At 68.2% G+C, this 26,093-nt stretch carries 20 protein-coding genes; 10 read left to right on the forward strand and 10 right to left on the reverse strand.

The genetic code is table 11. The annotated features are described in order from the left end of the window. The first annotated feature begins 26 nt into the window (after window positions 1-26). Complete coding sequence (locus tag IE140_RS11365) at window positions 27-521, forward strand: hypothetical protein (RefSeq protein ID WP_150195464.1); 495 nt, start codon at window positions 27-29, stop codon at window positions 519-521. A gap of 79 nt (window positions 522-600) precedes the next feature. Continuing rightward, entirely contained in the window at window positions 601-1,497 is an 897-nt protein-coding gene (locus tag IE140_RS11370) for a hypothetical protein (protein ID WP_150195462.1), read from the forward strand. A 49-nt stretch (window positions 1,498-1,546) separates the two neighbouring features. On the opposite strand, the gene IE140_RS11375 is transcribed toward IE140_RS11370, so the two are convergent. From IE140_RS11375 to IE140_RS11385, 3 genes are all read right to left on the reverse strand, one after another. Continuing rightward, entirely contained in the window at window positions 1,547-3,280 is a 1,734-nt protein-coding gene (locus tag IE140_RS11375) for a protein kinase family protein (protein ID WP_150195460.1), read from the reverse strand. Between the two features lie 129 nt (window positions 3,281-3,409). Continuing rightward, on the reverse strand, window positions 3,410-5,593 hold the full coding sequence (murJ, locus tag IE140_RS11380; protein ID WP_093444237.1) for a murein biosynthesis integral membrane protein MurJ: 2,184 nt from the start codon (window positions 5,591-5,593) through the stop codon (window positions 3,410-3,412). Between the two features lie 50 nt (window positions 5,594-5,643). Beyond that, a complete protein-coding gene (locus tag IE140_RS11385; protein WP_150195075.1) occupies window positions 5,644-7,938 on the reverse strand; it encodes a DUF6049 family protein in 2,295 nt (764 codons plus the stop codon). A gap of 180 nt (window positions 7,939-8,118) precedes the next feature. Here IE140_RS11385 and IE140_RS11390 point away from each other — a divergent pair, with 180 nt between their 5' ends. Beyond that, on the forward strand, window positions 8,119-9,561 hold the full coding sequence (locus IE140_RS11390; protein ID WP_150195073.1) for a CCA tRNA nucleotidyltransferase: 1,443 nt from the start codon (window positions 8,119-8,121) through the stop codon (window positions 9,559-9,561). Between the two features lie 99 nt (window positions 9,562-9,660). Here IE140_RS11390 and IE140_RS11395 read toward each other — a convergent pair whose 3' ends face one another. The 3 genes from IE140_RS11395 to IE140_RS11405 form a co-directional block, all read right to left on the reverse strand. Further along, window positions 9,661-10,929 (reverse strand): MFS transporter, encoded by a 1,269-nt coding sequence (locus IE140_RS11395; protein ID WP_150195071.1) that lies wholly within the window; start codon window positions 10,927-10,929, stop codon window positions 9,661-9,663. A gap of 166 nt (window positions 10,930-11,095) precedes the next feature. Beyond that, window positions 11,096-12,178 (reverse strand): inositol-3-phosphate synthase, encoded by a 1,083-nt coding sequence (locus tag IE140_RS11400; RefSeq protein WP_150195069.1) that lies wholly within the window; start codon window positions 12,176-12,178, stop codon window positions 11,096-11,098. A gap of 59 nt (window positions 12,179-12,237) precedes the next feature. After that, the gene (locus IE140_RS11405; protein WP_093444240.1) at window positions 12,238-12,945 is read right to left on the reverse strand and encodes a PadR family transcriptional regulator; all 708 of its coding nucleotides are present in this window, start codon (window positions 12,943-12,945) and stop codon (window positions 12,238-12,240) included. Window positions 12,946-13,685: 740 nt separating this feature from the next. Between IE140_RS11405 and IE140_RS11410 the strand changes: the two genes are divergently transcribed. Continuing rightward, window positions 13,686-16,106, forward strand: coding sequence for a transglycosylase domain-containing protein (locus IE140_RS11410; protein WP_150195067.1), 2,421 nt, complete (start codon window positions 13,686-13,688; stop codon window positions 16,104-16,106). A 159-nt stretch (window positions 16,107-16,265) separates the two neighbouring features. Next, the gene (locus IE140_RS11415) at window positions 16,266-17,777 is read left to right on the forward strand and encodes a glycosyltransferase family 87 protein (RefSeq protein ID WP_167533488.1); all 1,512 of its coding nucleotides are present in this window, start codon (window positions 16,266-16,268) and stop codon (window positions 17,775-17,777) included. Between the two features lie 34 nt (window positions 17,778-17,811). Here the strand turns inward: IE140_RS11415 and IE140_RS11420 are convergent, their stop codons facing one another. From IE140_RS11420 to IE140_RS11430, 3 genes are all read right to left on the reverse strand, one after another. Then, window positions 17,812-18,843, reverse strand: coding sequence for an alanine racemase (locus IE140_RS11420; protein WP_003967862.1), 1,032 nt, complete (start codon window positions 18,841-18,843; stop codon window positions 17,812-17,814). A gap of 78 nt (window positions 18,844-18,921) precedes the next feature. Continuing rightward, window positions 18,922-20,040: a lipid II:glycine glycyltransferase FemX gene (locus tag IE140_RS11425; RefSeq protein WP_006126009.1), complete on the reverse strand. Its 1,119-nt coding sequence runs from the start codon at window positions 20,038-20,040 to the stop codon at window positions 18,922-18,924. Window positions 20,041-20,212: 172 nt separating this feature from the next. After that, window positions 20,213-20,524, reverse strand: coding sequence for a hypothetical protein (locus tag IE140_RS11430; RefSeq protein WP_006126010.1), 312 nt, complete (start codon window positions 20,522-20,524; stop codon window positions 20,213-20,215). Window positions 20,525-20,857: 333 nt separating this feature from the next. On the opposite strand from IE140_RS11430, the gene rpsF reads away from it, so the two are divergent. The 4 genes from rpsF to rplI all read left to right on the forward strand — a co-directional run bounded on the left by rpsF (window position 20,858) and on the right by rplI (window position 22,582). Beyond that, window positions 20,858-21,148, forward strand: a complete 291-nt coding sequence (gene rpsF / locus IE140_RS11435; protein WP_006126011.1) for a 30S ribosomal protein S6 — start codon at window positions 20,858-20,860, stop codon at window positions 21,146-21,148. Between the two features lie 74 nt (window positions 21,149-21,222). Continuing rightward, on the forward strand, window positions 21,223-21,837 hold the full coding sequence (locus IE140_RS11440) for a single-stranded DNA-binding protein (protein WP_006126012.1): 615 nt from the start codon (window positions 21,223-21,225) through the stop codon (window positions 21,835-21,837). A gap of 43 nt (window positions 21,838-21,880) precedes the next feature. Continuing rightward, on the forward strand, window positions 21,881-22,117 hold the full coding sequence (rpsR, locus tag IE140_RS11445) for a 30S ribosomal protein S18 (RefSeq protein WP_003967857.1): 237 nt from the start codon (window positions 21,881-21,883) through the stop codon (window positions 22,115-22,117). Window positions 22,118-22,135: 18 nt separating this feature from the next. After that, window positions 22,136-22,582, forward strand: a complete 447-nt coding sequence (gene rplI / locus IE140_RS11450; protein WP_032764603.1) for a 50S ribosomal protein L9 — start codon at window positions 22,136-22,138, stop codon at window positions 22,580-22,582. Between the two features lie 176 nt (window positions 22,583-22,758). Here the strand turns inward: rplI and IE140_RS11455 are convergent, their stop codons facing one another. Then, on the reverse strand, window positions 22,759-24,096 hold the full coding sequence (locus IE140_RS11455; RefSeq protein WP_150195065.1) for an MATE family efflux transporter: 1,338 nt from the start codon (window positions 24,094-24,096) through the stop codon (window positions 22,759-22,761). A 457-nt stretch (window positions 24,097-24,553) separates the two neighbouring features. Between IE140_RS11455 and dnaB the strand changes: the two genes are divergently transcribed. Further along, window positions 24,554-26,029, forward strand: a complete 1,476-nt coding sequence (gene dnaB, locus IE140_RS11460; protein WP_006126016.1) for a replicative DNA helicase — start codon at window positions 24,554-24,556, stop codon at window positions 26,027-26,029. Window positions 26,030-26,093: the final 64 nt, after the last annotated feature.

The raw sequence follows: 26,093 nt of genomic DNA on the forward strand, positions 1-26,093 counted from the left end.
TAAAATTCTGTGCATAAAGGATATACGTGCACAAGCGATTCCGTACCGCTTCAGCTGCTCTTGCCGTTGCCTGTTCCGCGGTGGTGGGAGTGCTGGGATCGGCCTCCGCCGCGAACGCGTCGATATCGGTCGACACGAACAAGATAGGCAACTGCGACCCCAGCTGTATCACCTTCTTCTACAACTCGAACTACGGTGGTTCGCGGACGACGATCAACTCCACTGGTGGTGCTGAAGGCATCTCCAACCTGGCCCCGTACACCTTCCTCACCTCGGGGAACGGCCAGGGGGTTTCGCTGAAGAACAACGCTGCCTCGATACAGACGAGGCTTCCCGGGGTCGGGGTTAACGTGGCGGTCTATTACAACAGTGGATACGCAGGCGCCTGCGACGCGATGCGGGCAAAGAACAGTGAATTTGGATATCTTCCTCAGTTGAAGGCCACCTACAACAACAACGCTTCGGTCTACTTCCGGGTCAGCGGCTCGCCGAGTGGAAAGTGCACGATCTGGTCGAGCTGACCTGATCCGGGAATGTTCTCCTTGCTTGGCAGGCGTTCTTTCGAGCGCCTGCCAAGCGCTTTATGTGAGGCGCAGGAAAGTGAATTTTTCGCAGCTTCGTTGTGCGAGAGTGCTGTTGATTGGGTCGATTATTTTTCTTGGCGGCTGTGCGGCCCCGTCGGAGCCTGTTCGGCCAACGCCTCAGCCGGAGAGCTCGTCAGGTCGCAGCTACTCCGGCAAGGCGCTTCGGCTCCCCATCGACGAATACAGCGTGTCTCCAGAGGACCATGCGGTTGTCCAGAAGGCAAAGATTCTTCTGGCTAATGCTTGTTTGAAACGGCTCGGCTCCTCCTACTCGCTGCCCCCGGCCGAGGATCCTGCTGAGGACGCGGAAATCAGCAGGCGGTACGGCATATCGGATCGGGCAACGGCGGCGAGGTATGGATATCACATGCCGTCGTCTGCGCCCGGCGCGGATGAGAAGCTGAAACCTCTCTCGGACGACGAGAAGCGACTGGTCTTCGGAGAGCAGGGAGATGGAGAAAGCGCTGAAGGCGAATCCGTCCCCGATGGCGGTTGTTTCGGTGAAGCAGAAGCGAAGATAAATGAATCCGGTGTGCCGGAGGCTGCCATTTCATTCGCCTCTCAGGTCAACAGAGAAAGCTTTGAACGATCCATCGGCGATGAGCGGGTCGATGTGGTGGTGAAGGCCTGGTCGAAATGTATGGCCGAATCCGGATACTCCTACGATTCTCCGTTGGAATCTGTGGGAGATGAAAAGTTCCATAGCTCCGAGAAGGCCGGTGCCGAAGAGAAGCGGGTGGCTCTGACTGACCTGGATTGCAAGGGTCGGGTCGGTCTCATCGAGAAATGGGGCAGTGTGGAGGCCGGGATGCAGAAAGAGGCGATGAAACGGGATCCTGAAAAACTGATCCAGTTGAAAGCCTTTCAGGAATCCCAGCTTCGCAATGCTCGTAAAGCCCTCTCAGGGGCCTGAGGGCTGTCCAATAGTTCGGACAGCCCTCAGGAAAGATCGGTGTCGAGGTTCACCCTGTGAACTCGACGTCGATCACGCCCTGCTTGTAACCATCTGTGCTGAACGCATCGGCCGGTGACCTCGGCATTTCTGTGATCCACACGAGGATGAACCGCGTGCTCACGGGCTTCTTCGCCGCAAGAGTGGCCTTGGTTCCCGTGGTCGCCGTTTCGGCGATCTTCTCCATGGAGGTCAGGGGCGTGGATGTGGAGAGGGAATCGGCGCCGTACAGCGCGACCTTGGTGCGCTCACCGCTGAACTTGAGATCGATGGTCGCTGACGAGACCTTCTGACCTGCCTCGATCTCGTACATGATGCCGACCCCCTGCTTGAACGGGGCCAGCCGGGGCCCGTCCACGAAGGTCTTGGACCGCCAGTAGGTCGAGGCATCCCCGTCATGGGTCAGGCGGACATCACCGGGGTCCTGTGCCTTCCCGTCCGGGGAGTACTCGACGGCGTTCTCGATGGGCAGCGGCTTCAGGTCCGCTTTCCCCTTGCCGTCATCGTTCGGCTCGGAGGGGCCCTGTGTGGGAACGGAGTCGTCCGCGTGGCCCCTGCGGTCGAGCAGAGCCTCCGCGAGCTGCCAGCTGCCGAGGCCCAGGGCGGCAATCAGGAGAGCGGACACGGTCCACTTGAGCACGCGGCCGGTACGGCTCTGCAGGGGCGCCGGTGGGACCGGCAGCACGGGCTGTGTGACGGCGGACGGGTGGGAGGACGGACGCCCGTACGTGCCCTGTTGATAAGTCGTGCGCTGGTAGGCCGGCGGCGCGGTGAACGTGGGCTCCGGCGGAAGGATGCGCGGCATGGCCGCGACGGCCTTGGCCAGCTCGTCCGGGGTGGTGCAGGGCGGTTCCTGGCGGGAGGCGGTGGCGCCGTCGTTGGCGAGCGCCCGCATCGCGAGCTCGGAGAGACCTCGGTGGACGCCGGCCCGGACCTGATCGGGGGCGATGAGCCCGAGGCCCTTGGGCAGCCCGGCGAGCCCGTGGGCGTCGTCCCCGTACGGCCAGCGGTGCGTCAGGGCGGCGTACAGCAGGGCGCCGATGGCCTCGGTGTCCGTACGGAGGGGGCGCTCGGCGGTGATGCCCCGCAGGGCGGCGTTCACGGCGAGGCCCCGGATGCGGTACTGCCCGGTGGAGCTGCGCAGGACCGCGCCCGGGGTGAGGCGCAGATGGGACAGGCCCTCGCGGTGGGCGGCGGCCATCGCCTGGGAGAGCTGGCTGACGAGCTGGTAGGCGTCGTGGGCCTCCATGGGCCCGGCGGCCAGCAGAGCGGTGAGCTCGGTGGCGTCCGGAAGCCATTCGTGGACCACGTAGACGAGGTCGTTCTCCTCGACGGCGTCCAGGACCTGGACGAAGCGCGGGTCGCCGAGCAGGGCCGAGGAGCGGGCGGCGGCCAGCACCGAGCGGGCCCGCGGATGGTCGGCGGGAAGCAGATGGACGCCCACGGCCCGGCGAAGCTTCTCGTCGACCGCGCGCCAGCTGCTGAAGCCGTCCAGACGGGTGACGCACTCCTCCAGGCGGTAGCGCCCGGCGAGTTTGTGACCGCTGTGCAGATCGGGTGACGCCGGAACGGCCTCGGAACGCTTCCGCGCACCGTCCTTGTTCTCGGTGTCCTCGGGGCTCGCGCCCTTGGTGTCCTCGGCTTCCGCCGTCCCGTCGGTCGTGGCCTCGTCCGCCTTGGCGGTCAACGGCTTGTCACCGCTGTTGTCGGCCACGTCGACGGCAGCCGTGCTACGTTCCGCCACCGTCGTTCCTGCCTCCCCATCCGTTGCGCGATGCCAGCCAGCTCTGCACAGTCACGCCAATTGTGCCCACACTCCAGCGCTATGCACGACACGCGGAGTGCGGCGATGGTTGTGCGGGCGGGTGCTCATTCAGCGTCCGAGCCGTCCACGAACCATGCCGACCAGGCCGTTGACCTCTTCGATGCGCATCTTCTTCGCCGCGACGAAGAAGATGCCCAGGAGGAGGACACCGCCGCAGATCAGTGCGGCCAGGGAGCCGAAGGCACCGGTGCCGACCAGTTCCAGGATCCCGAACCCGACGGCGCCGCCGACCAGCGCGGCGGGCACCGCGGCCATGCAGAGACGGGCGTAGGTCCGCACGATGTGCGCGCCGTCCAGGTCGCCGCCGAGCCGGTTCCGCAGGCGGCGCCAGGCGACGCCGACGCCGACCGCATAGGCCAGACCGTAGGAGAAGGCCATGCCGACGACCGCCCAGCGGGCGGGCAGGACGACGTAACAGAGAGCGGAGGCCGCGGCGTTCACGGCGGCCACGATGACCGTGTTGTAGAAGGGGGTGCGGGTGTCCTCGTAGGCGTAGAACCCGCGCAGCACGACGTACTGCACGGAGTACGGGATCAGGCCGAGCGCGAAGGCCATGAGGATGAAGCCCATGGAGCGGGCGGCCTCGATGCCGCTGGAGGCGTACAGCAGGGTGGCCATCGGCAGGCCGAGCGCGAGGAAGGCGAAGGCCACCGGCACGATGGCGACGGCCGAGTTGCGCAGTCCCTGCGAGATGTCGTCGCGGACCGCACCCGGGTCGTTGTCGTGGGCCGCCCGCGAGATACGGGGCAGCAGCGCGGCCATGACGGAGACGGTGATGATCGCCTGCGGCATGCCCCAGATCAGCTGGGCGTTGGAGTAGGCCAGGAACCCGGTGCCGTCGTGGCCCGAGGCCGAGCCGGCGGCTGTGGCGAGCTGAGTGACGACCAGGACGCCCGCCTGGTTGGCCAGGACGAAGAGCACGGTCCATTTGGCCAGCTTGACGGTCTTGCCGAGGCCGTGGCCCTTCCAGTCGAAGCGGGGGCGGAAGCGGAAGCCGGTCTCGCGCAGGTAGGGGATCATCGCCAGGGACTGGACGACGAGTCCCAGCAGGGTGCCGATGCCGAGCAGCCGGACGCCCTCAGCCGGGATGGTGTCGACGCCCATCCGCGATTCGGCGGAGGTGCCGTAGACCCAGATGAACAGCCCGAACGTGATGATCATGACGATGTTGTTGAGGACCGGGGTCCACATCATCGCGCCGAACTTGCCGCGGGCGTTGAGGATCTGACCCATCACCACGTGCACGCCCATGAAGAAGATGGTGGGCAGGCAGTACCGGGCGAAGGTGACTGCCACGCTGTTGGCGGCCACGTCGTCGGCGATCGTGCTGGACATCAGCTGGATCAGCACCGGCGCGACGAGGACCGCGGCGACGACGATGAGGCCGAGCGCGACCATCACCAGGGTGAGGAGCCGGTTGGCGAAGGCCTCGCCGCCGTCCTCGTCGTCCTTCATGGCGCGGACGAGCTGGGGGACGAAGACCGAGTTCAGACCGCCGCCGACGGTGAGGATGTAGATCATCGTCGGCAGGGTGTACGCGATGGTGAAGCTGTCGCCGAGCATCGCGGCGCCGAGTGCGGCAGTGATCACCAGGGACCGGACGAATCCGGTGAGCCGGGACACGAGGGTGCCGGCGGCCATGACCGCGCTGGACTTGAGGAGGCCGGAGACCTTGCCGCCACCGCCCTTGGCGGGCGCGGGTGCGGGAGCCGGTTCGGGCTGGGGCGGTACCGGAGGTTTCCCCGAACCTTCCTGGTCCCGGAAGAGGTGCGCGAAGGCGTCCGGCTCCTGCCGGTCGTCCGAGGCCCGGGTCACGAGGTCGTCGACGCCGACGAACTGCGTGGTCGCCGGGCGGTCCCCGTACGGCAGGTGCCGGGAGGGCCCCGCCGGCTCGGGGGGCGGGGTCTGCGCCCAGATGCGCGGGTCCGGGGCGTACGGGGCGGGGGGCGGCTGCTGGTAGAGCGGCGCCGGCTCCTGGTAGGTGCCGGGAGGCGGCGGCGGGTGGGCGGCGCGGTCGTAGAGCGCCTCGCCCACCGGGTCCTGGGCGGTCAGGTCCTGCGCCCGGTAGGGGTCGTCGTCGTAGGCGTGCTGGAGGTACGGGTCAGGTTGCTGGAGGTACGGGTCGGGCGGCACGGACCCGTCCTGGCCCGCGCCCGGAGGAACCGGAGGCCCGCCCGGAGACGCTGCTCCGCCCGCGCCCTGCCCGCGGTCACCGTCGTACGGCGCGTTCATCGAAACCCCTACCTCATCGTCCCCGGCCGACCGGCCACGACAGACATCGCTCAACGGTCCACTTTCTCACCCGTTCCCGACGGGGCCCCGCTTTCCGGTCCGGTGTCCGGAGCCGGGTCACTCGGCTGCTCGGGTCCGTCGCCGTTGCCGTCCGCCGTGTCGCTTGCCACGGCGCGCTTGCGGTGGCTGTACATCCTGATGCCGGCCAGCACCAGGAGCAGCAGTCCGCCGGCGATCACGAGCAGCACGGTGGGTGTCACCTCGGAGACCTTCACGGTGAAGGTCATCTCCTCGCCGTACGGCGTGCCGTCCTCCGTGAACAGCCGGGCGGTCACCTGGGCCCGGCCGTTGGCGTTGGTCGCCGTGTCGAACTTCACGGACTGGCTGTGTCCGCCCGCGATGCTGACCGGCAGCTTGGCGGTGGTCCCGTCGTCGTTGAACTTGAGCCGGAGGTTGTCCGAGGTCAGCTGGAGGTACAGCCGGTCCACGCCCTGCACCAGCTTGTTCTGCACGGTGACCGGGATGGTCGCGCTGCGCCCGGAGAGGGTGACGTCGGACTTCTCGATGAGCTGCACCTCGGAGGTGAGGCCCTGCAAGTAGTCGCGGACCGCGTCCCGGTACTGCTGCGCCTCCAGGGACCGCCCGCGCCAGGACGTCGACATCGAGCGGTTGACGGCGTTGCCGAAGGGCGTCACCACGCGCTCGGGCAGCGTCAGGATCGTCTCGAAGCTGTCGAGGGACCCCTGGGTGGTGCGGATGTCCTGGAAGGCCTGTGTGGGCAGTTCCTGGGCGCGGAGCTTCTTCGGGTACGCGGAGGCCGGGGGGACCTTGGTGGTGGCCTGCGGGTCGGGCTTCACCTCGGCGGCGTCGACGAGGTCGAGGGGCTGTGTCCACCGGTTGCCGGAGAGCCCCTCCAGAGCGCGGGCCATCGTCTGGGCCTGCGCGGCGGTGGGCATCCGCGGCGGGGCCACGACGATGCTCCGCTCGTTGTCCGGTGCCTGCTCGGTCAGCGCGAGGGTCTGGGCCAGGAACTTCTGGACCGCCAGGGTGGAGGCGCCCGCCCTCGACATGTCGCCGTCGAACAGGGTCGACAGCCGGGCGTCCGCGACGACCGCGGTGGTGCCGCCGCCGATCGGCCGCGCCGCGCTCGGTGTGTACGGAAGCGCCGCGGTCTCCCGGAAGCTGTCGCTGCGGGCGATCACGTTGTGAGCGCCTGCCGACGTCGCCACATCGACGATGGAGGAGTCCACGGCGCCGTTCACGGGCCAGGCGAAGTCGGTGGACGGTTTCACATGGAGGATGGTCTCCACGGTCGTCGCGGCCACCGTGGAGGCGTTCTGCAGGTGGCTGAGCGTCCCGGTGACGGCTTTGCCGCGGTGGGCGATGGAGGCCAGATCGGGGTCGGCGAACGGCAGCGCGATCACCTTGCCGTCCTCGACCACCTTCTCCAGAGCGGTCAGCCACTGCTTGGCGACGGTCTGGTTCTTGCCCGGGACGGTCGTGTCACCCGACTCGACCTCGTACTTCCCGGCCATCGCCGCGACGCTCGCCAGGAGGTCCGGGTCGATGACCCAGGTCACGGGGAGCCTGCTGCCCAGGGCCACCATCTGCTCCAGGCGGCCGCCGGGCGCCAGCTCCTTGGCGAGGTCGTCGTCGGTGAACACGGGGGTCTGCTGTTCGTCCGAGCGGGTCTCCGCCGTGACATGGGGAGAGGCGATCAGCGGCCAGAGGAAGGTGAGCTTCGTCCTTCTGTCCGTCGCCTCGGGCTGCCAGGGCAGGAACGAGCGCTCGATGCCCAGCACCTGCTCGTAGGGGGCGGTGGTCGTCCGGCCGGAGACCGAGATGCCGAGCTGGTAGACGCCCGGGTCGTCGAGGCCCAGCTTGTCGACGGGGACGGTGAGCGTGAAGTCCTGGCTGATGCCCCTGGCGAGCTTGGGGAACTTCACCGTGTACTTGTCCCCGACGGTGACCGGGTCGGCGCCGGGAACGTACCCGGAGCGCTTCGCGGCGTCGTCGACCTCTCCGCGCCCGGTGAGCTGCGGTCCGACCCGGAGATCGACCTCGGCGCTGCTGATCGTCTCCTTGCCCCTGTTAGTGAGCGTCCCGGAGACGGTCAGGGTGTCGTCCTCCGAGGGAACGCTCGGGGTGAGCGTGTTCAGGGACACATCGACCGTGCGGGAGCCCGTGGGGGCCTTGGCGGGCTCGGCGGCCGGTGCGGCACCCGCGGCCGGAACGGCCAGGAGGCCGGCCAGCAGCGGTGCTCCGAGCACCGCCGAGGCCGTGCGCCGGAGCCACCGGCGGGCAGGAGAGGGACGAGTCCCCTGGAAATCTGCCGCCTCGGCCACGCGCCTACCCGTCCCTCGTCGTCGTCAGCTGCTGTCGATCGTTCGGTCCTGCGTCCCCGCATGGTAACGAGATGCGGCGGGCCGAAGTGCTGGGGTCCGTCGCACATGATCGCGGGTATCCCGCAGGGCCGCCGTAAACGATGACGTCGCGGCGGGCCCGTGCACGTACCCTTTTCTGTTGTGCCGAACGCCAACGAAGAGAACGCCAGTGCACTGAGCCAGGTGCAGCACCGCGCGGTGAGTGAGCTGCTGCGGGTGTCCCCGGTCGCCGACGACCTCGCCCGCCGATTCCAGGATGCGGGGTTCAGCCTCGCGCTGGTCGGCGGATCGGTCCGCGACGCTCTGCTGGGCAGGCTCGGGAACGACCTGGACTTCACCACCGATGCCCGCCCCGAGGACGTGCTCAAGATCGTCCGCCCCTGGGCCGACTCGGTGTGGGAGGTCGGGATCGCCTTCGGCACCGTCGGCTCCCAGAAGGACGGCTACCAGATCGAGGTCACGACCTACCGGTCCGAGGCCTACGACCGGACCTCGCGCAAGCCGGAGGTCTCCTACGGCGACTCCATCGAGGACGACCTCGTGCGCCGTGACTTCACGGTCAACGCGATGGCCGTCGCGCTGCCGGAGAAGGAGTTCGTCGATCCGTACGGAGGGCTGAAGGATCTCGCCGACCGGGTGCTGCGCACTCCGGGCACGCCCGAGGCGTCCTTCTCCGACGACCCGCTGCGCATGCTGCGCGCGGCCCGCTTTGCCGCGCAGCTCGACTTCGAGGTCGCCCCCGAGGTCGTCACCGCCATGACGGAGATGGCCGCGCGGATCGATATCGTCTCCGCCGAGCGGGTCCGCGACGAACTCAACAAGCTCCTGCTCTCCCAGCACCCACGCAAGGGCCTGGGACTCCTGGTCGACACCGGGCTGGCCGCCCATGTGCTGCCCGAGCTTCCCGCGCTGCGGCTGGAGAGTGACGAGCATCACCGCCACAAGGACGTCTACGAGCACTCGCTGACCGTTCTGGAGCAGGCCATCGACCTGGAGGAGGACGGCCCCGACCTCGTCCTGCGCCTCGCCGCGCTCCTCCATGACATCGGCAAGCCGCGGACCCGCCGCTTCGAGAAGGACGGACGAGTCTCCTTCCACCACCACGAGGTGGTGGGCGCGAAGATGACGAAGAAGCGCATGACCGAGCTCAAGTACTCCAACGAGCTGGTCAAGGACGTGTCGAGACTGGTGGAGCTGCACCTGCGCTTCCACGGGTACGGCGACGGCGAGTGGACCGACTCCGCGGTGCGCCGGTATGTGCGCGACGCCGGGCCGCTGCTGGAGCGGCTTCACAAGCTGACCCGGTCGGACTGCACGACCCGGAACAAGCGGAAGGCCAACGCACTCTCCCGTACCTACGACGCGCTGGAGGAGCGCATCGCTCTGTTGCAGGAGCAGGAGGAGCTGGACTCGATCCGCCCCGATCTGGACGGCAACGAGATCATGCAGATCCTCGGGGTCGGGCCGGGGCCGGTGATCGGCAAGGCGTACGGCTTCCTGCTGGAACAGCGTCTGGAGCACGGGCCCATGGAGCGGGACGCCGCGGTGGCGGCGCTCAAGGAGTGGTGGGCGAGGCAGGACTGAGTCGGAACGGGCGATGTTTCACGTGAAACATCGCCGACTGGATGTGTCGAGGGGCGTTGTTTCACGTGAAACAACGCCCCTCGACACATCCATGACCGGCTACCGGTAGGCAGCGGTGCTCCGCCAGCGGAACATCGTCACCGCGACCATCGCGTACAGCGCCGCAACGACGGCCACGACGGTGACCGATCTGCCGTCCGGCGGGAGCATCAACGCCGCCACCCCCGCCGCGCTCACGAACGCGACGTTGAAGAGCACGTCGTAGAGCGAGAAGACCCTGCCACGGAAGGAATCGTCGACCGTGGTCTGTACGACGGTGTCGGTCGCGATCTTCGATCCCTGTGTCACGACGCCGAGCACGAACGCGGCGATCAGCATCGGAACGGGAGCGAAGGAGAGACCCAGCGCGGGTACCAGGACCGCCGCCGCCCCGGCGCAGCCCACGATCCATCCGTAGCGGCCGAGCCGGCCCACCGCCCAGGGGGTGAGAACGGCGGCGATGAAGAATCCCGCGCCGGACACCGCGACCGCCAGGCCGAGCAGGGCCAGCCCGTCGGACTCCGTGTCGGACCAGGCGTAACGGCACAGCATGAGCACCATCACGGTGAGCGCGCCGTAGCAGAAGCGGATCACGGTCATGGCGGCCAGGGCCTTGGCCGCATGGCTCCGCTGGGCCAGATGGCGCAGTCCGGCGACGAGCCCACGGGCGGTGACGGCGAGAGCTGCCCGCAGCCGCATCGGGCTCTCGTCGATGTCCGGCCCCAGCAGCGCCCGGGGGAGGCTCAGAGAGGCCAGCGCGGAGAGCAGATAGAGCATCGCCCCCAGCAGGACGACCGCCGCGTCGGACTCGTCGGCGACCAGCCGCACGAGGAAGGCGAGGCCGCCTCCCGCGGTGGCCGCCAGGGTGCCGGCGGTCGGGGAGAGGGAGTTGGCCACGACGAGGCGGTCGGTGTCGACCACCCGGGGCAGGGCTGCGGAGAGACCGGCCAGCACGAAGCGGTTGACGGCGGTGACGCAGAGAGCCGAGGCGTAGAAGAGCCAGTCGGGTACCGAGGCGAGAATGAGCAGGGCTGTGGAGCAGGCCAGGGCGGCCCTCAGGAGGTTCCCGTAGAGGAAGACCTGACGCCGGGGCCAGCGGTCCAGCAGAACCCCTGCGAAGGGCCCGATCAGGGAGTAGGGCAGAAGGAGCACGGCCATGGCGGAGGCGATGGCGGCGGCCGACGTCTGCTTCTCCGGGGAGAAGACGACGTAAGCGGCGAGGGCGACCTGGTATACGCCGTCGGCGGACTGGGACAGCAGCCGCACGGTGAGCAGGCGGCGGAAGTTCCGCAGGCGCAGCAGGGTGCGCAGATCACGCGCGACAGACATGGGAGCAAGCGTCACACACGTCGGGGGTCCGCGGGCGGATTGCCCGGGGACCCCCGACGTGCGGCAGGAAGAGATGAGCGTCTCCGCTCAGTGCTCCCGGTGAAGCGGCCGGCGCTTCGGTGAAGCGGTCAGTGCTTCGGTGGCGCTGTCAGCCGAGAAGGCCGGTTCAGCGCTCCGTCTCGCCCTTGATGAACTTCTCGACGCTCTCGCGGGCCTCGTCGTCGAAGTACTGCACGGGCGGCGACTTCATGAAGTAGCTGCTCGCGGAGAGGATGGGGCCGCCGATGCCGCGGTCCTTGGCGATCTTCGCCGCACGGACGGCGTCGATGATGACACCGGCCGAGTTCGGGGAGTCCCACACCTCGAGCTTGTACTCCAGGTTCAGCGGAACGTCGCCGAAGGCGCGGCCCTCGAGGCGGACGTACGCCCACTTGCGGTCGTCCAGCCAGGCCACGTAGTCCGAGGGGCCGATGTGGACGTTGCCCTCGCCGAGCTCGCGGTCACGGATCTGCGAGGTGACGGCCTGCGTCTTCGAGATCTTCTTGGACTCCAGGCGCTCACGCTCGAGCATGTTCTTGAAGTCCATGTTGCCGCCGACGTTCAGCTGCATGGTGCGGTCCAGGATGACACCGCGGTCCTCGAAGAGCTTCGCCATCACGCGGTGCGTGATGGTGGCGCCCACCTGGGACTTGATGTCGTCGCCGACGATCGGGACACCGGCCTCGGTGAACTTGTCCGCCCACTCCTTGGTGCCGGCGATGAAGACCGGGAGAGCGTTGACGAAGGCGACCTTGGCGTCGATGGCGCACTGCGCGTAGAACTTCGCGGCGACCTCGGAACCGACGGGCAGGTAGCAGACGAGAACGTCGACCTGCTTGTCCTTGAGGACCTGGACGACGTCGACCGGGGCGTCCGTGGACTCCTCGATCGTCTCGCGGTAGTACTTGCCGAGACCGTCGTGGGTGTGGCCGCGCTGCACGGTCACGCCCGTGTTCGGCACGTCCGCGATCTTGATGGTGTTGTTCTCGCTGGCGCCGATGGCGTCCGCGAGGTCGAGGCCGACCTTCTTCGCGTCGACGTCGAAGGCGGCGACGAACTCGACGTCGCTGACGTGGTAGTCGCCGAACTGGACGTGCATCAGGCCGGGCACCTTGCCGGCCGGATCGGCGTCCTTGTAGTACTCGACGCCCTGCACCAGCGAGGCGGCGCAGTTGCCCACGCCTACGATGGCTACGCGAACCGAACCCATTCCGGTTGCTCCCTGTGTAATCGGTGTTTCCGATGAAGTCGCCGCGGAGTGCGATGACTTCACTTGGCGGTGTCGTCGGACGGATCCGGCGGGGTGTTGTCCCGGTGCCGGGGCAGGCCGCCCGTCTCTCCAGGTGTGTCCTGCTGAGCAGAGCCCTCGGGCGAGGATCGTCGCCGATCCCGTCCCGACCGCTCGCTCTCGATGAGCTCGTTCAGCCAGCGCACTTCGCGCTCCACGGACTCCATGCCGTGCCGCTGCAGCTCAAGTGTGTAGTCGTCGAGTCGTTCACGGGTGCGGGCGAGAGAGGCACGCATTTTCTCCAGGCGCTCCTCCAGCCGGCTGCGCCGGCCTTCGAGCACCCGCATCCGCACATCGCGTTCGGTCTGGCCGAAGAAGGCGAAGCGCGCTGCGAAATGCTCGTCCTCCCAGGCGTCCGGACCGGTGTGCGACAGCAGCTCCTCGAAGTGCTCCTTACCTTCCGCCGTCAACCGGTAGACGATCTTCGCCCGGCGTCCTGTCAGCGAGGAGGAGGGAGCGGTCGTGCGTCCGGTGACCGGCGCGGTGTCCGCCGGGCCACCGGCGGGCTCCTCGATCAACCAGCCGCTGGCGACCAGCGTCTTGAGGCAGGGGTAGAGGGTCCCGTAGCTGAAAGCACGGAAGATCCCCAGCGAGGTGTTGAGGCGTTTGCGCAGCTCATAGCCGTGCATCGGCGATTCGCGGAGCAGGCCGAGAACGGCGAACTCGAGGATGCCGGAGCGTCGGCTCACCGGTGCCTCCTCCTTCTCCCGCTGCTTCGGTCGGCACGGTCCACCGGAAGCCACCGGTGTACTTATGCCGTGCTGATGTATCGACTCGATACATCAGCACGATAGATCGGCCCGTCCTGTTCGACAAGGGTGACCTTCGTGAGCGGCGTCACATCGACAATTCCCAGGGTTCGACTTGCGTTGTTTGGGGTGAAGTTCGGCCCTAGGCGGGTTTTGACCGTGCGTAGTCTGTGCGGCATGCAGACCACCGGGAACCGCGCAGCGCTGACGCGCGTCAGTCATCGCGGACTGCCGGATGCACTGCGGGTGAGCCTTCCGCAGTGGCTTGTCCGTAATTCGGGGGGACCGGATCTCAACTGCCGCTTCCAGGCGCTCTCGCCTGCCCGAGGAGTAGTCGTTCCATGAGCGAGCACCGTCGCAAAACGTCGCAGCCACAGGGTGGCGGGCGTGCCGCGGCCAGACGAGCCGCCCAGCAGTCGACAGGACGCCGAGCAGCCCCATCACGCAGGGCCACTTCCGTATCACCTTCCGAATCGGCGTCCGAGTCGTACGGCGAGGAACGCCCGTACGGCAGCCGCGCCGAGGCCCGCCGAGCGGCACAGCGCGGCGGCCGGCGCCGGGGCGCCGAAGCGGGAGGCCACGGAGCGGGTGGCGGTGGCGGCCGCCGGCGCGGTGGCGGCGGGGGTTCCGACGGCCCGGGGGGCCGGGGGCGCGACAACGGTGGCCCCGGGAAGAAGCGGATGATCGACTACCCGCGCTACGGGAAGTACGGGTTCCGTCGCTGGGTGCCCTCGTGGAAGCTGGTCTCGGGGCTCTGTCTGGGGTTCCTCGCACTGCTGATGGGTGTGGGGGGCATCTCGTACGCCTTGGTGTCCAAGCCGAAGGTCAACGAAACGGCCCAGGCTCAGAACAACGTCTACTACTGGGCCGACGGTACCCAGATGGTCGCGACCGGTGGTGCGGTCAACCGCCAGATCCTCAAGTACGAGCAGATTCCGGAGGCGATGCGCAACGCCGTGATCTCCGCCGAGAACAAGAGCTTCGAGACGGACAACGGCATCGACCCGATGGGCATCGGCCGTGCCCTGTTCAACATGGCCACCGGTGGAGAGACCCAGGGCGGTTCAACCATCACGCAGCAGTACGTGAAGAACTCGATGCTCTCCCAGGACCAGACCCTCAAGCGGAAGTTCCAGGAGCTCTTCATCACGCTCAAGGTGGCCAGTGAGGAGGAGAAGGAAGACGTGATGGCGGGGTACCTCAACGTCTCCTACTACGGACGTGGGGCCTCCGGTCTGCAGGCAGCCGCCCGCACGTACTACAACAAGGACGCCAGCGAGCTGAACGCCAGCGAGTGCGCCTTCCTGGCCACCCTGCTCAAGGGTGCGAGCTATTACGACCCCGCCGGCGCCACGCACATCGACAAGGCCAACGCGACCGCGGCGAAGAACACCGAGCGCGCCAAGGAACGGTGGAAGTGGATCCTCGACGAGCAGGTCGAGGACAAGCGGATGACGGCGGCGGAGCGCGCCAAGTACACGAAGTTCCCGATGCCGCTGCCGCCGAAGCAGGACGCCAAGCTGGGCGGCCAGACCGGCTACCTGGTGGATCTCGCCAAGAACTACTTCCTCGCCAACAACGACAAGGGCATCACCGCCAAGGAGCTCGATCTGGGCGGCTTCGAGATCCACACCACCTTCCAGAAGAAGCGGGTGGAGCAGCTCGAAGCAGCGGTGACGAAGGTCTACAAGGCCAAGATCCGGCCCAAGGAGCGTCCGGAGACGGACACGCACGTCGAGTTCGGCGGGGCGTCCGTGGACGCGAAGACCGGCGCCATCATCGCCACGTACGGCGGCCAGGACGCCACCACGCACTTCACGAACAACGCCGACGCCACCGGCGCCCAGGTCGGTTCGACGTGGAAGCCCTTCGTGCTGGCGGCGGCCATGCAGTACGGGGTGAGGGACCCCGCCGGTTCCCCGGAACAGAGCGAGTCCCAGCGCACCCAGGTCTCGCCGAAGAGCATCTACAACGGCGACAACCGCCTGCGGATCAGGGACTACACGGGCAAGATCTGGCTGGACCCGGACGACAACGAATGGCGTCAGGTCAACGACGGCGACTACGACTACGGCGAGATCGACCTGCGGACGGCCATGGAGAAGTCCGCCAACTCCCCGTTCGTGCAGCTCGGCATGGATGTCGGTACGGACAAGGTCAAGGACGTCGCCGTCGCCGCCGGTCTCAAGGACGACAAGTTCATGGCGAACGCGACCGTTCCCTCGTTCTCCATCGGTACCTCGTCGCCCAGCGCCATCCGCATGGCCGGGGCCTACGCGACCTTCGCCACGAGCGGTCAGCAGAACGACACCTACTCGGTGACCGAGGTGAAGCAGGAGGGCGTGGTCGTCTTCCAGCACAAGAAGAAGCCCAAGCGTGCCTTCAGCCCGATGATCGCCGACAACGTCACGGACGTCCTGAAGAACGTCGTGGAGAACGGGACAGGCACTCCCGCACGCCTGGAGGGCCGTGAGGCCGCGGGCAAGACCGGTACGACGGACGGCAACCGGTCCGCCTGGTTCGTCGGGTACACCCCGCAGATCTCGACCGCCATCAGCATGTTCCGGCTCGACGACGACGAGACGAACAAGGCGCGCGAATTCGAGAAAATGTTCGGGACGGGTGGCGAGAAGAAGATCCACGGAGCCTCGTTCCCGGCCTCCATCTGGCACGACTACATGACCGGGGCGATGAAGGGCAAGAAGGTCATCTCCTTCCCCGAGCCGCAGGACCCGGGCGAGGTCGTGTGGGGCGGCGGTGCGGTCAGCCCCAGCCCGACCCCCAGCCCCACGCCGTCGGAGGAGCCCTCCGAGGAGCCGACCCCGACCCCGACGCCGACCCAGACCACCCCGAGCCCGACCCCGACGCCGACCAAGACCTGCGGCATCTTCGACCCGAACTGCCAGGCGGCCGACGGCGGGGCGAACGCGGGGGCTGACGGCGGCGGCCAGAACGGTGGCGCGGACGGCGGCGGCGACAACACCGGAGCGGACGGTGGCGGCGACAACACCGGAACGACCGACGGCAGTGACAACGGCGGAGTCCAGGGAGCCAACGGCAACCAGGGCAACACCGGCTCCATCTGGGGCAACTCCGGATAGCCGGACCGCCGGCCGTGCCCCTCACGGGCCGGCCCGGCACAGCGGCGAGGGCCGCCATACCCACCTGGTACGGCGGCCCTCGCCGCGTTCCAGGCCCGGCGGTCTCCTCCCGTGTCCCCCGGGCGGTCCTTGCCCCGGGACACAGCCCCGTACGGCAGGATGTGCGGCATGCCAAGCCCCAGCGCAGAAGACACGAGCGTGCACCAGGAACCGCCCGTCGTGCGGCCCACCGATCAGGACGAGGTCGCGGCGGCCGGCAGCGAGCTGTTCGGTGGCCGGGTGGGGCGCTGGGCGCGGCTGGGCGACGGTCCGCTCACGCCCGTACGCGTCGTCGCGCTGGTCATGATCGGGATGTTCGCCCTCGGCATGGTGCAGAAGATCCCCTGCTACGAGTGGGCCTGGTTCCGCGGCGCCACCTCGCAGTACACGCACGCCTGCTACTCCGACATTCCGCACCTCTTTCTGGGACGCGGGTTCGCCGACGGCCTCGTGCCGTACTTCGACCGGCTGAGCGGCGATATGCAGTACCTGGAGTACCCCGTGCTGACCGGGGTGTTCATGCAGGTGGCGGCCTGGCTGACGCTGACGCCCGACAGCGACCCCATCCAGCAGCGCGAGCAGATGTACTGGATGGTCAACGCGGGCATGCTGATGATCTGCGCGGTGGTCATCGCCGTGTGCACCGTCCGCACCCAGCGGCGCCGCCCCTGGGACGGTCTGATGGTCGCGCTGGCACCCGCCTTCGTCCTCACCGCGACCATCAACTGGGACCTGCTGGCCGTCGCCCTGACGGCCGCGGCGATGCTCATGTGGTCCCGGGGCCGGGTGCTCGCCTTCGGCATCCTCATCGGCCTTGCCACGGCCGCCAAGCTCTACCCCGTCCTGTTGCTCGGCCCGCTCCTGGTGCTCTGCTGGCGGGCGGGCCGGTGGCGCGAGTTCGGGACGGCGCTGCTGGGCGCGGGCGCGGCCTGGCTGGTGGTGAACCTGCCGGTGATGATCTTCGCCCCCGAGGGGTGGCGGAAGTTCTACACGTTCAGCCAGGAGAGGCCGATCGACTTCGGTTCGTTCTGGCTGATCATCACGCAGCGCACCGGCAAGCCCATCGACGTCGAGACGGTCAACACCGCCTCGGTCGTCCTCATGGTCGTCTTCTGCGCGGGCATCGCCGGTCTGGCGCTCTCCGCAGCCCGCAGGCCGCGCTTCGCCCAGCTCGCCTTCCTGGTGGTGGCCGCGTTCATCCTGACGAACAAGGTCTACTCACCGCAGTACGTGCTCTGGCTGATCCCGCTGGCCGTCCTGGCCCGGCCGCGCTGGCGCGACTTCCTCATCTGGCAGGCCTGCGAGGTCATGTACTTCCTCGGGATCTGGTTCTACCTCGCCTACACCAGCGGCGGGGACAAGCACCAGGGGCTGCCGCAGGAGGGCTACCAGGTCGCGATCGCCCTGCACCTGCTGGGCACGCTGTACCTGTGCGCGCTGGTCGTCCGCGACATCCTGGTGCCGGCCAAGGACCCGGTGCGCGCGGACGGGTCGGACGACCCGTCGGGCGGCGTGCTCGACGGGGCTCCTGACACCTTCGTGCTCGCACCCGAGGCCCGTACGTCCGGGCACGCGGCTCGGACGGACGGGCCTCGGGTGGAGTGGGGCGCCACGCCCACCCGGAACGGCTGAGCCTGGGGCTTCTCGGAAGGGGTGGCTCCGCGGCTCAGCGGTCGACGAGCCGGTCGTACTGGGTGGTCGTGTGGCGCAGGTGGGCGACCAGTTCGTCGCCGACCCGCGGCTCCTGGGCGTCCGAGGGGACGAACAGGATCGACACCTGCATGTGCGGCGGCTCGGCGAACCACCGCTGCTTGCCCGCCCAGACGAACGGCGACAGGTTGCGGTTGACCGTGGCCAGGCCGGCGCGGGCGACGCCCTTGGCCCTCGGCATCACGCCGTGCAGCGCCTTGGGCGCCTCCAGGCCGACCCCGTGGGACGTACCGCCGGCCACGACGACCAGCCAGCCGTCGGAGGCGGCCTTCTGCTGGCGGTAGCCGAACCGGTCGCCCTTGACGACGGGGGTGACGTCCAGGACGGCCCCCCGGTACTCGGTGGCCTCGTGGTCGCCGAGCCAGAGCCGGGTGCCGATCCGGGCGCGGAAGCGGGTCTGCGGGAACTGCTGCTGGAGCCGGGCCAGCTCCTCGGCGCGCAGATGGCTGACGAACATGGTGTGCAGCGGCAGCCGGGCCGCACGCAGCCGGTCCATCCAGCCGATGACCTCCTCGACGGCGTCGGAGCCGTCGGTGCGGTCCAGCGGCAGGTGCAGCGCGAAGCCTTCGAGCCGTACGTCCTCGATCGCCGCGTGCAGCTGCCCCAGCTCCTCCTCCTTGACGCCGTGGCGCTTCATCGAGCTCATGCACTCGATGACGACCCGGGCGCCCACCAGGGCGTGCACCCCGTCGACGGAGGAGACGGACCGGATGACGCGGTCCGGCAGCGGTACGGGCTCCTCGCCCCGCCGGAACGGGGTCAGGACGAGCAGGTCCCCGCTGAACCAGTCCTTGATCCGGGCCGCTTCGTAGGTCGTTCCGACGGCGAGGGTGTCGGAACCGAAGCGGATCGTCTCGTCGGCGAGGCGCTCATGGCCGAAGCCGTAGCCGTTGCCCTTGCAGACGGGGACGAGACCGGGGAACTGGTCGATCACGGACTTCTGGTGCGCCCGCCAGCGCGCGGTGTCGACGTAGAGGGAGAGCGCCATGGCCGGCCCGGAACCTTTCTGGTGGCTGCGGTGAATCAGGGAACGAACGGGTGGTGCCGCGAGGGATATTGAAGCCGGTCAGCGGCGCGACATATAGATGTCGAGCGCCTTGTGGAGCAGCTTGTTGAGCGGGAAGTCCCACTCGCCGACGTACTCGACGGCCTCGCCGCCGGTGCCGACCTTGAACTGGATCAGGCCGAAGAGGTGGTCGGTCTCGTCCAGCGAGTCGCTGATGCCGCGCAGGTCGTAGACGGTCGCGCCCATCGCGTAGCTGTCGCGCAGCATGCGCCACTGCATCGCGTTCGACGGCCGGACCTCGCGCCCGATGTTGTCGGAGGCGCCGTAGGAGTACCAGACGTGTCCGCCGACGACGAGCATTGTGGCCGCGGAGAGGTTCACGCCGTTGTGCCGGGCGAAGTAGAGCCGCATCCGGTTGGGGTCCTCGGAGTTGAGGACGGTCCACATGCGCTGGAAGTACGACAGCGGGCGAGGACGGAAGTGGTCGCGCACGGCGGTGATCTCGTACAGCCGCTGCCACTCGGCCAGGTCCTCGTAGCCGCCCTGGACGACCTCGACGCCGGCCTTGTCGGCCTTCTTGATGTTGCGCCGCCACAGCTGGTTGAAGCCCTTGAGGACGTCTTCCAGGGAACGGTTGGCCAGCGGCACCTGGAAGACGTAGCGGGGCTGTACGTCACCGAATCCGGCGCCGCCGTCCTCGCCCTGCTGCCAGCCCATCTTCCGCAGCCGGTCCGCGACCTCGAAGGCGCGCGGCTCGATGTGCGTGGCCTCTACGTCGCGCAGGCGCTTCACGTCCGGGTCCTGGATGCCGGACTTGATGGCCGCGGAGTCCCAGCGGCGGATGACGACCGGCGGGCCCATCTTCACGGAGAAGGCGCCCTGCTGCTTGAGGTGGGCGAGCATCGGCTGGAGCCAGTCGTCCAGGTTCGGCGCGTACCAGTTGATGACCGGGCCCTCGGGGAGGTACGCCAGGTAGCGCTTGATCTTGGGCAGCTGGCGGTACAGGACGAGGCCCGCGCCGACGATCTGGCCGTCCCGGTCGAACCAGCCCAGGTTCTCCGAGCGCCATTCGGTCTTCACGTCCGCCCACGCCGGGACCTGGCAGTGACTGGCCGAAGGCAGGCTCTGGATGTACGCCAGATGCTGCTCTCGGCTGATGGTCCTCAGGGTCAGGCTCATGCGGGGCGCTCCTCGGCAGGTGTGTCCCCATCGGTCAGGGGCTCCGGCTCTCGCGCCGAAGCCTACTGTGACCGAGGGGCGCCCGGCCTGGCCCCGGGGGGACCGAACGCGACGCGGGCCGGTGCGAGTGCCCGGGCACCCGCACCGGCCCGCGTTCCGGCCGGTGCTCCGGTCAGGTGATCACGCCGCCGAAGAGACCGCCGTGGGCCATGCCGAGGAAGAAGCCGACGGCGGAGGCGCCGAGCCCGATGATCAGGCCGAACCGTTCGCCGGTGGTCCTGGAGACGTACATGCCGTATCCACCGGTCAGGATGCCGACCAGCCCGGCCCACGAGCTGATCAGGTGGAGGTGGTGGAACATCGCCGTCACGAAGGCGAGGGCGCCCAGGACCAGGGTCACGGCGAGCAGGGTGTCCTGGAGCGGGTGCGGCTTGCCGTCCGTCGCGAAGAGCGAACCGGTTGCGGGGCGGATGGTCTGTGCCATGGAGTACCTCCTGGCCGGACAGGTGGGGCGGGTGGATCCGGCGCCTCTGCCGCTGCGGCGGGTGTAGCGCCTCTCACACCGCATCTGTCTCGATTGTGCCCTCTGAGCTCCTGATTTCAACCGGAAGCCGGTCTACGGGTACTCTGTACGGTCTGCACCGGTGTCTGCCCAGGCCACCACGGCGAGTCTCTCCCCGAACCCCCTCCACGGGATCGTTCGGGAGCGGATTGTCAGTGCCGGGTGTTCTCCTCGGAGACGCCGTTGCATCACGCATCACGACCCTCCTGCCACGGAACGACCGTGGCCGCTGAGTCCAAAGGAGGTGGGTTCCACATGCGTCACTACGAGGTGATGGTCATCCTCGACCCCGATCTCGAGGAGCGAGCAGTCTCCCCGCTGATCGAGAACTTCCTCTCCGTCGTCCGTGAGGGCAACGGAAAGGTGGAGAAGGTCGACACCTGGGGCCGTCGTCGGCTCGCCTACGAGATCAAGAAGAAGCCCGAGGGCATCTACTCGGTCATCGACCTGCAGGCCGAGCCTGCGGTCGTCAAGGAGCTCGACCGCCAGATGAACCTGAACGAGTCGGTCCTCCGGACCAAGGTCCTCCGTCCCGAAGTCCACTGAGCATCTAGCTCAGCGGTTTTCGGGTCCGAGTAGCAGCAAGCAGCCAGAAGCAATCCCCGCCGAGAGGTTCACCCATGGCAGGCGAGACCGTCATCACGGTCGTCGGCAATCTCGTCGACGACCCCGAGCTGCGCTTCACCCCGTCCGGTGCGGCGGTCGCGAAGTTCCGTGTCGCGTCCACTCCCCGCATCTTCGACCGGCAGACCAATGAGTGGAAGGACGGCGAAGGCCTGTTCCTCACCTGCTCGGTCTGGCGTCAGGCGGCGGAGAACGTCGCGGAGTCGCTCCAGCGAGGCATGCGCGTCGTCGTGCAGGGCCGGCTGAAGCAGCGGTCCTACGAGGACCGTGAGGGCGTCAAGCGCACGGTCTACGAGCTGGACGTCGAGGAAGTCGGCCCCAGCCTCAAGAACGCCACGGCCAAGGTCACCAAGACCACCGGTCGCGGTGGTCAGGGCGGCCAGGGTGGATACGGCGGCGGCCAGCAGGGCGGCGGCAACTGGGGCGGCGGTCCCGGTGGCGGCGGCCAGCAGGGCGGCGGCGGTGCACCCGCCGACGACCCGTGGGCGACCGGCTCCCCGGCCGGCGGCCAGGGCGGGGGACAGCAGGGCGGCGGAGGCGGCTGGGGCGGAAGCTCCGGCGGTTCCGGCGGCTCCTCCGGCGGCGGCTACTCGGACGAGCCTCCCTTCTAGGGCTGCTCGTACCCCCACTTCTTGATCACACAGGAGAAACACCATGGCGAAGCCGCCTGTGCGCAAGCCTAAGAAGAAGGTCTGCGCGTTCTGCAAGGACAAGACCCAGTACGTGGACTACAAGGACACGAACATGCTGCGGAAGTTCATTTCCGACCGCGGCAAGATCCGTGCCCGCCGCGTCACCGGCAACTGCACGCAGCACCAGCGTGACGTCGCCACGGCTGTCAAGAACAGCCGTGAGATGGCGCTGCTGCCCTACACGTCCACCGCGCGATAAGGGAAGGGTGACAACAGCATGAAGATCATCCTCACCCACGAGGTCTCCGGCCTCGGCACCGCCGGCGACGTCGTCGACGTCAAGGACGGGTACGCCCGTAACTACCTGGTTCCGCGTGGCTTCGCCATCCGCTGGACCAAGGGCGGCGAGAAGGACGTGGCGCAGATCCGCCGCGCCCGCAAGATCCACGAGATCGCGACGATCGAGCAGGCCAACGAGATCAAGGCCAAGCTCGAGGCCGTGAAGGTCCGTCTGGCTGTTCGCTCCGGCGACGCCGGCCGTCTCTTCGGCTCGGTCACCCCGGCTGACGTCGCTTCGGCGATCAAGGCCGCCGGTGGTCCGGACGTCGACAAGCGTCGCGTCGAGCTCGGCTCGCCGATCAAGACGCTCGGCGGACACCAGGTGTCCGTCCGTCTGCACCCCGAGGTTGCAGCGAAGCTCGGCGTCGAGGTCGTTGCTGCCTAAGGGCAGAGCTCAGCAGAGCCACTGAAGGGCCGCACCCGATGGGTGCGGCCCTTCGCTGTTGTCCGGATCCGTTGTGCCGGAGGCGCGGTGTTTCACGTGAAACCAGGGCGCTGTTTCACGTGAAACAGCCCCCTCGGAACAGGCGGCGGATCGAGCTGATCACGGGGTAGCTCCGGTCACCGGGTAGCTCCGGTCACGATCCACCGGCCCGACCGGGTGCGCAGCCAGAGCGTGATCAGGCGGACGGCCATCATCAGGGTCATCGCCCACCAGAGCGCGGTGAGCCCGCCGCCGAGTGAGGGCACCAGGAGTGCTACGGGAGCGAAGACGGCGAGCGTCACCAGCATCGCCCAGGCGAGATAGCGCCCGTCACCGGCTCCCATCAGGACGCCGTCCAGGACGAAGACCACGCCGGCGATCGGCTGTGAGACCGCCACGACCAGGAGCGCGGGAAGCAGGGTGTTCTTCACCGAGGGGTCGCTCGTGAAGAGCGGGATGAACAGAGGCCGCGCGAGCACGATGAGGACGCCGAGCACGACGCCGCAGCCGATACCCCACTCGACCATGCGGTGGCAGGCCTCGCGTGCGCCCTTCTCGTCGTCCGCCCCGAGATATCGGCCGATGATCGCCTGGCCCGCGATGGCGATGGCGTCGAGCGCGAAGGCGGTCAGGCTCCAGAGGGAGAGGATGATCTGGTGCGCGGCGATGTCGACATCCCCGAGCCGGGCGGCGACGGCGGTGGCGATCATCAGGACGGCACGCAGGGAGAGTGTCCGGATCAGCAGGGGTACGCCGGCCCGCGCGCTGGCCCTGATCCCGGCCGCGTCGGGGCGTAGGGACGCACCGTGCTTCCGGGCGCCGCGGATCACCACGACGAGATAGGCGGCGGCCATGCCTGCCTGGGCGATCACCGTTCCCCAGGCGGATCCGGCGATGCCGAGCCCGGCGCCGTAGACGAGGGTCACGTTGAGGACGGCGTTCGCCGTGAAACCGGCGATGGCGACGTACAGCGGGGTGCGGGTGTCCTGGAGGCCGCGCAGTACGCCGGTGGCGGCGAGCACGACGAGCATGGCCGGGATGCCGAGGATGGAGATCCTCAGATACGTGATGGCGTACGGAGCGGCGGTGTCGGAGGCGCCGAAGGCGTCGACGAGCCAGGGTGCCGTCGGCATCGCGAGGGCGACGACGGCGGCACCGAGCAGCAGGGCGAGCCAGATGCCGTCCATGCCCTGACGGATGGCGGCGGGCAGATCGCCCGCCCCCACGCGACGGGCGACGGCCGCCGTGGTCGCGTAGGCGAGGAAGACGAAGATACTCACGGCCGTCATCAGGAGGGCTGCGGCGATGCCGAGGCCGGCCAGCTGCGGGGTGCCGAGGTGGCCGACGACGGCGCTGTCGACCATCACGAACAGGGGCTCGGCGACAAGTGCGCCGAACGCCGGGACGGCGAGGGCGATGATCTCGCGGTCGTGTCGTCGGCGGCCGTTCTTCGGGGTCGCGGGGGCCTGGGTCATGGGGTCAATCTAATCTTCCACAGGTAAGAGATGCAATTGCCCCGTGGTCCTTACTTGCTCCCCGCTGGGGCCAACCTTCCCGCGTCGTTTGCGGTGATCTTGAAGTGAGGGCAAAAGTTTTTCTCCCCCACAATCAGTGGACGGAGAACGTGCAGGTCAGGGTGGTCGCGGTGGTAGTGCTATGAGTTTGTCCACAGTGCTGTCCCCCGGTCCGTGCACAGGATCGGCGGGGTTCTCCACAGCATCTGGTCCGTCGTCCACATGCCCTGTGGATAACCAGATTGGCTGACGGTGCGGAGGGGCCTACCGTGGTGCGGCGCCCGCACTCCGTTCCGGCACCGGAATCCTCCGAACCAGACGCGCCGGAAGTGGAGTCGGGCGACCTGTTTGTCGGTGCCGTGCCGTAAGAAAGAGTGGCACGGCTAGGTCCGCGACGCGGACGGGAGGAGGCGGCCCGGTGAGCATTCCCGAGCCTTTGGACGACCCCTGGACCGAGACCGGTCCCGGGGACCGTCTGCCTGTCTCCCGCCAGCGTCGCGGGGACCGCAAGGGGCGCGAGGACCGCCATGACCGCGGCTCGGACGAGGCCTGGGACAGCGGTGCCCCCAGCTTCGAACGCGTTCCGCCCCAGGATGTCGACGCCGAGCAGTCGGTCCTCGGCGGCATGCTGCTGTCCAAGGACGCGATCGCCGAGGTCGTCGAGGTCATCAAGGGCCACGACTTCTACCGCCCCGCCCACGAGACCGTCTTCACGGCGATCCTCGACCTCTACGCCAAGGGCGAGCCGGCCGACCCGATCACGGTCGCCGCCGAGCTGGTGAAGCGTGGAGAGATCACCAAGGTCGGCGGAGCGCCGTATCTGCACACCCTGGTGCAGTCCGTGCCCACCGCGGCCAACGCCTCGTACTACGCGGAGATCGTCCACGAGCGGGCGGTGCTGCGGCGGCTGGTCGAGGCGGGCACGAAGATCACGCAGATGGGATACGCGGCGGACGGGGACGTCGACGAGATCGTCAACTCCGCCCAGGCCGAGATCTACGCGGTCACCGAGCAGCGCACCAGTGAGGACTACCTCCCCCTCGGCGACATCATGGAGGGCGCGCTCGACGAGATCGAGGCCATCGGCTCGCGCAGCGGCGAGATGACCGGTGTGCCGACGGGTTTCACGGATCTCGACGCCCTGACGAACGGTATGCACCCCGGCCAGATGATCGTCATCGCGGCCCGCCCCGCGATGGGCAAGTCCACGCTCGCGCTGGACTTCGCGCGTGCCGCGTCGATCAAGAACAACCTGCCCAGCGTCATTTTCTCCCTCGAAATGGGGCGCAACGAGATCGCGATGCGCCTGCTGTCGGCGGAGGCGCGGGTGGCCCTGCACCACATGCGGTCCGGCACGATGACGGACGAGGACTGGACGCGGCTCGCGCGCCGGATGCCCGAGGTCTCGGCCGCCCCGCTCTACATCGACGACTCCCCCAACCTGTCGATGATGGAGATCCGCGCGAAGTGCCGTCGGCTGAAGCAGCGCAACGACATCAAGCTCGTGATCATCGACTATCTGCAGCTGATGCAGGCCGGTGGGTCGAAGCGGTCCGAGAGCCGTCAGCAGGAGGTCTCGGACATGTCCCGAAACCTGAAGCTGCTGGCCAAGGAGCTGGAGGTTCCGGTGATCGCGCTCTCGCAGCTGAACCGTGGCCCCGAGCAGCGCACGGACAAGAAGCCGATGGTGTCCGACCTGCGTGAATCCGGCTCCATCGAGCAGGACGCCGACATGGTCATCCTGCTCCATCGCGAGGACGCGTACGAGAAGGAGTCACCGCGTGCCGGTGAGGCCGACATCATCGTCGGCAAGCACCGTAACGGCCCGACGGCCACCATCACCGTGGCTTTCCAGGGCCACTACTCCCGCTTCGTGGACATGGCACAGACCTGACGATCCCGTATCCCGGTTGCCGCCTAGGGCCCCTAGGAAGAAACTAGACCCTCAAGGAAATTGG

The organism is Streptomyces parvus (assembly GCF_014648875.1).
Taxonomy (GTDB): domain Bacteria; phylum Actinomycetota; class Actinomycetes; order Streptomycetales; family Streptomycetaceae; genus Streptomyces; species Streptomyces parvus.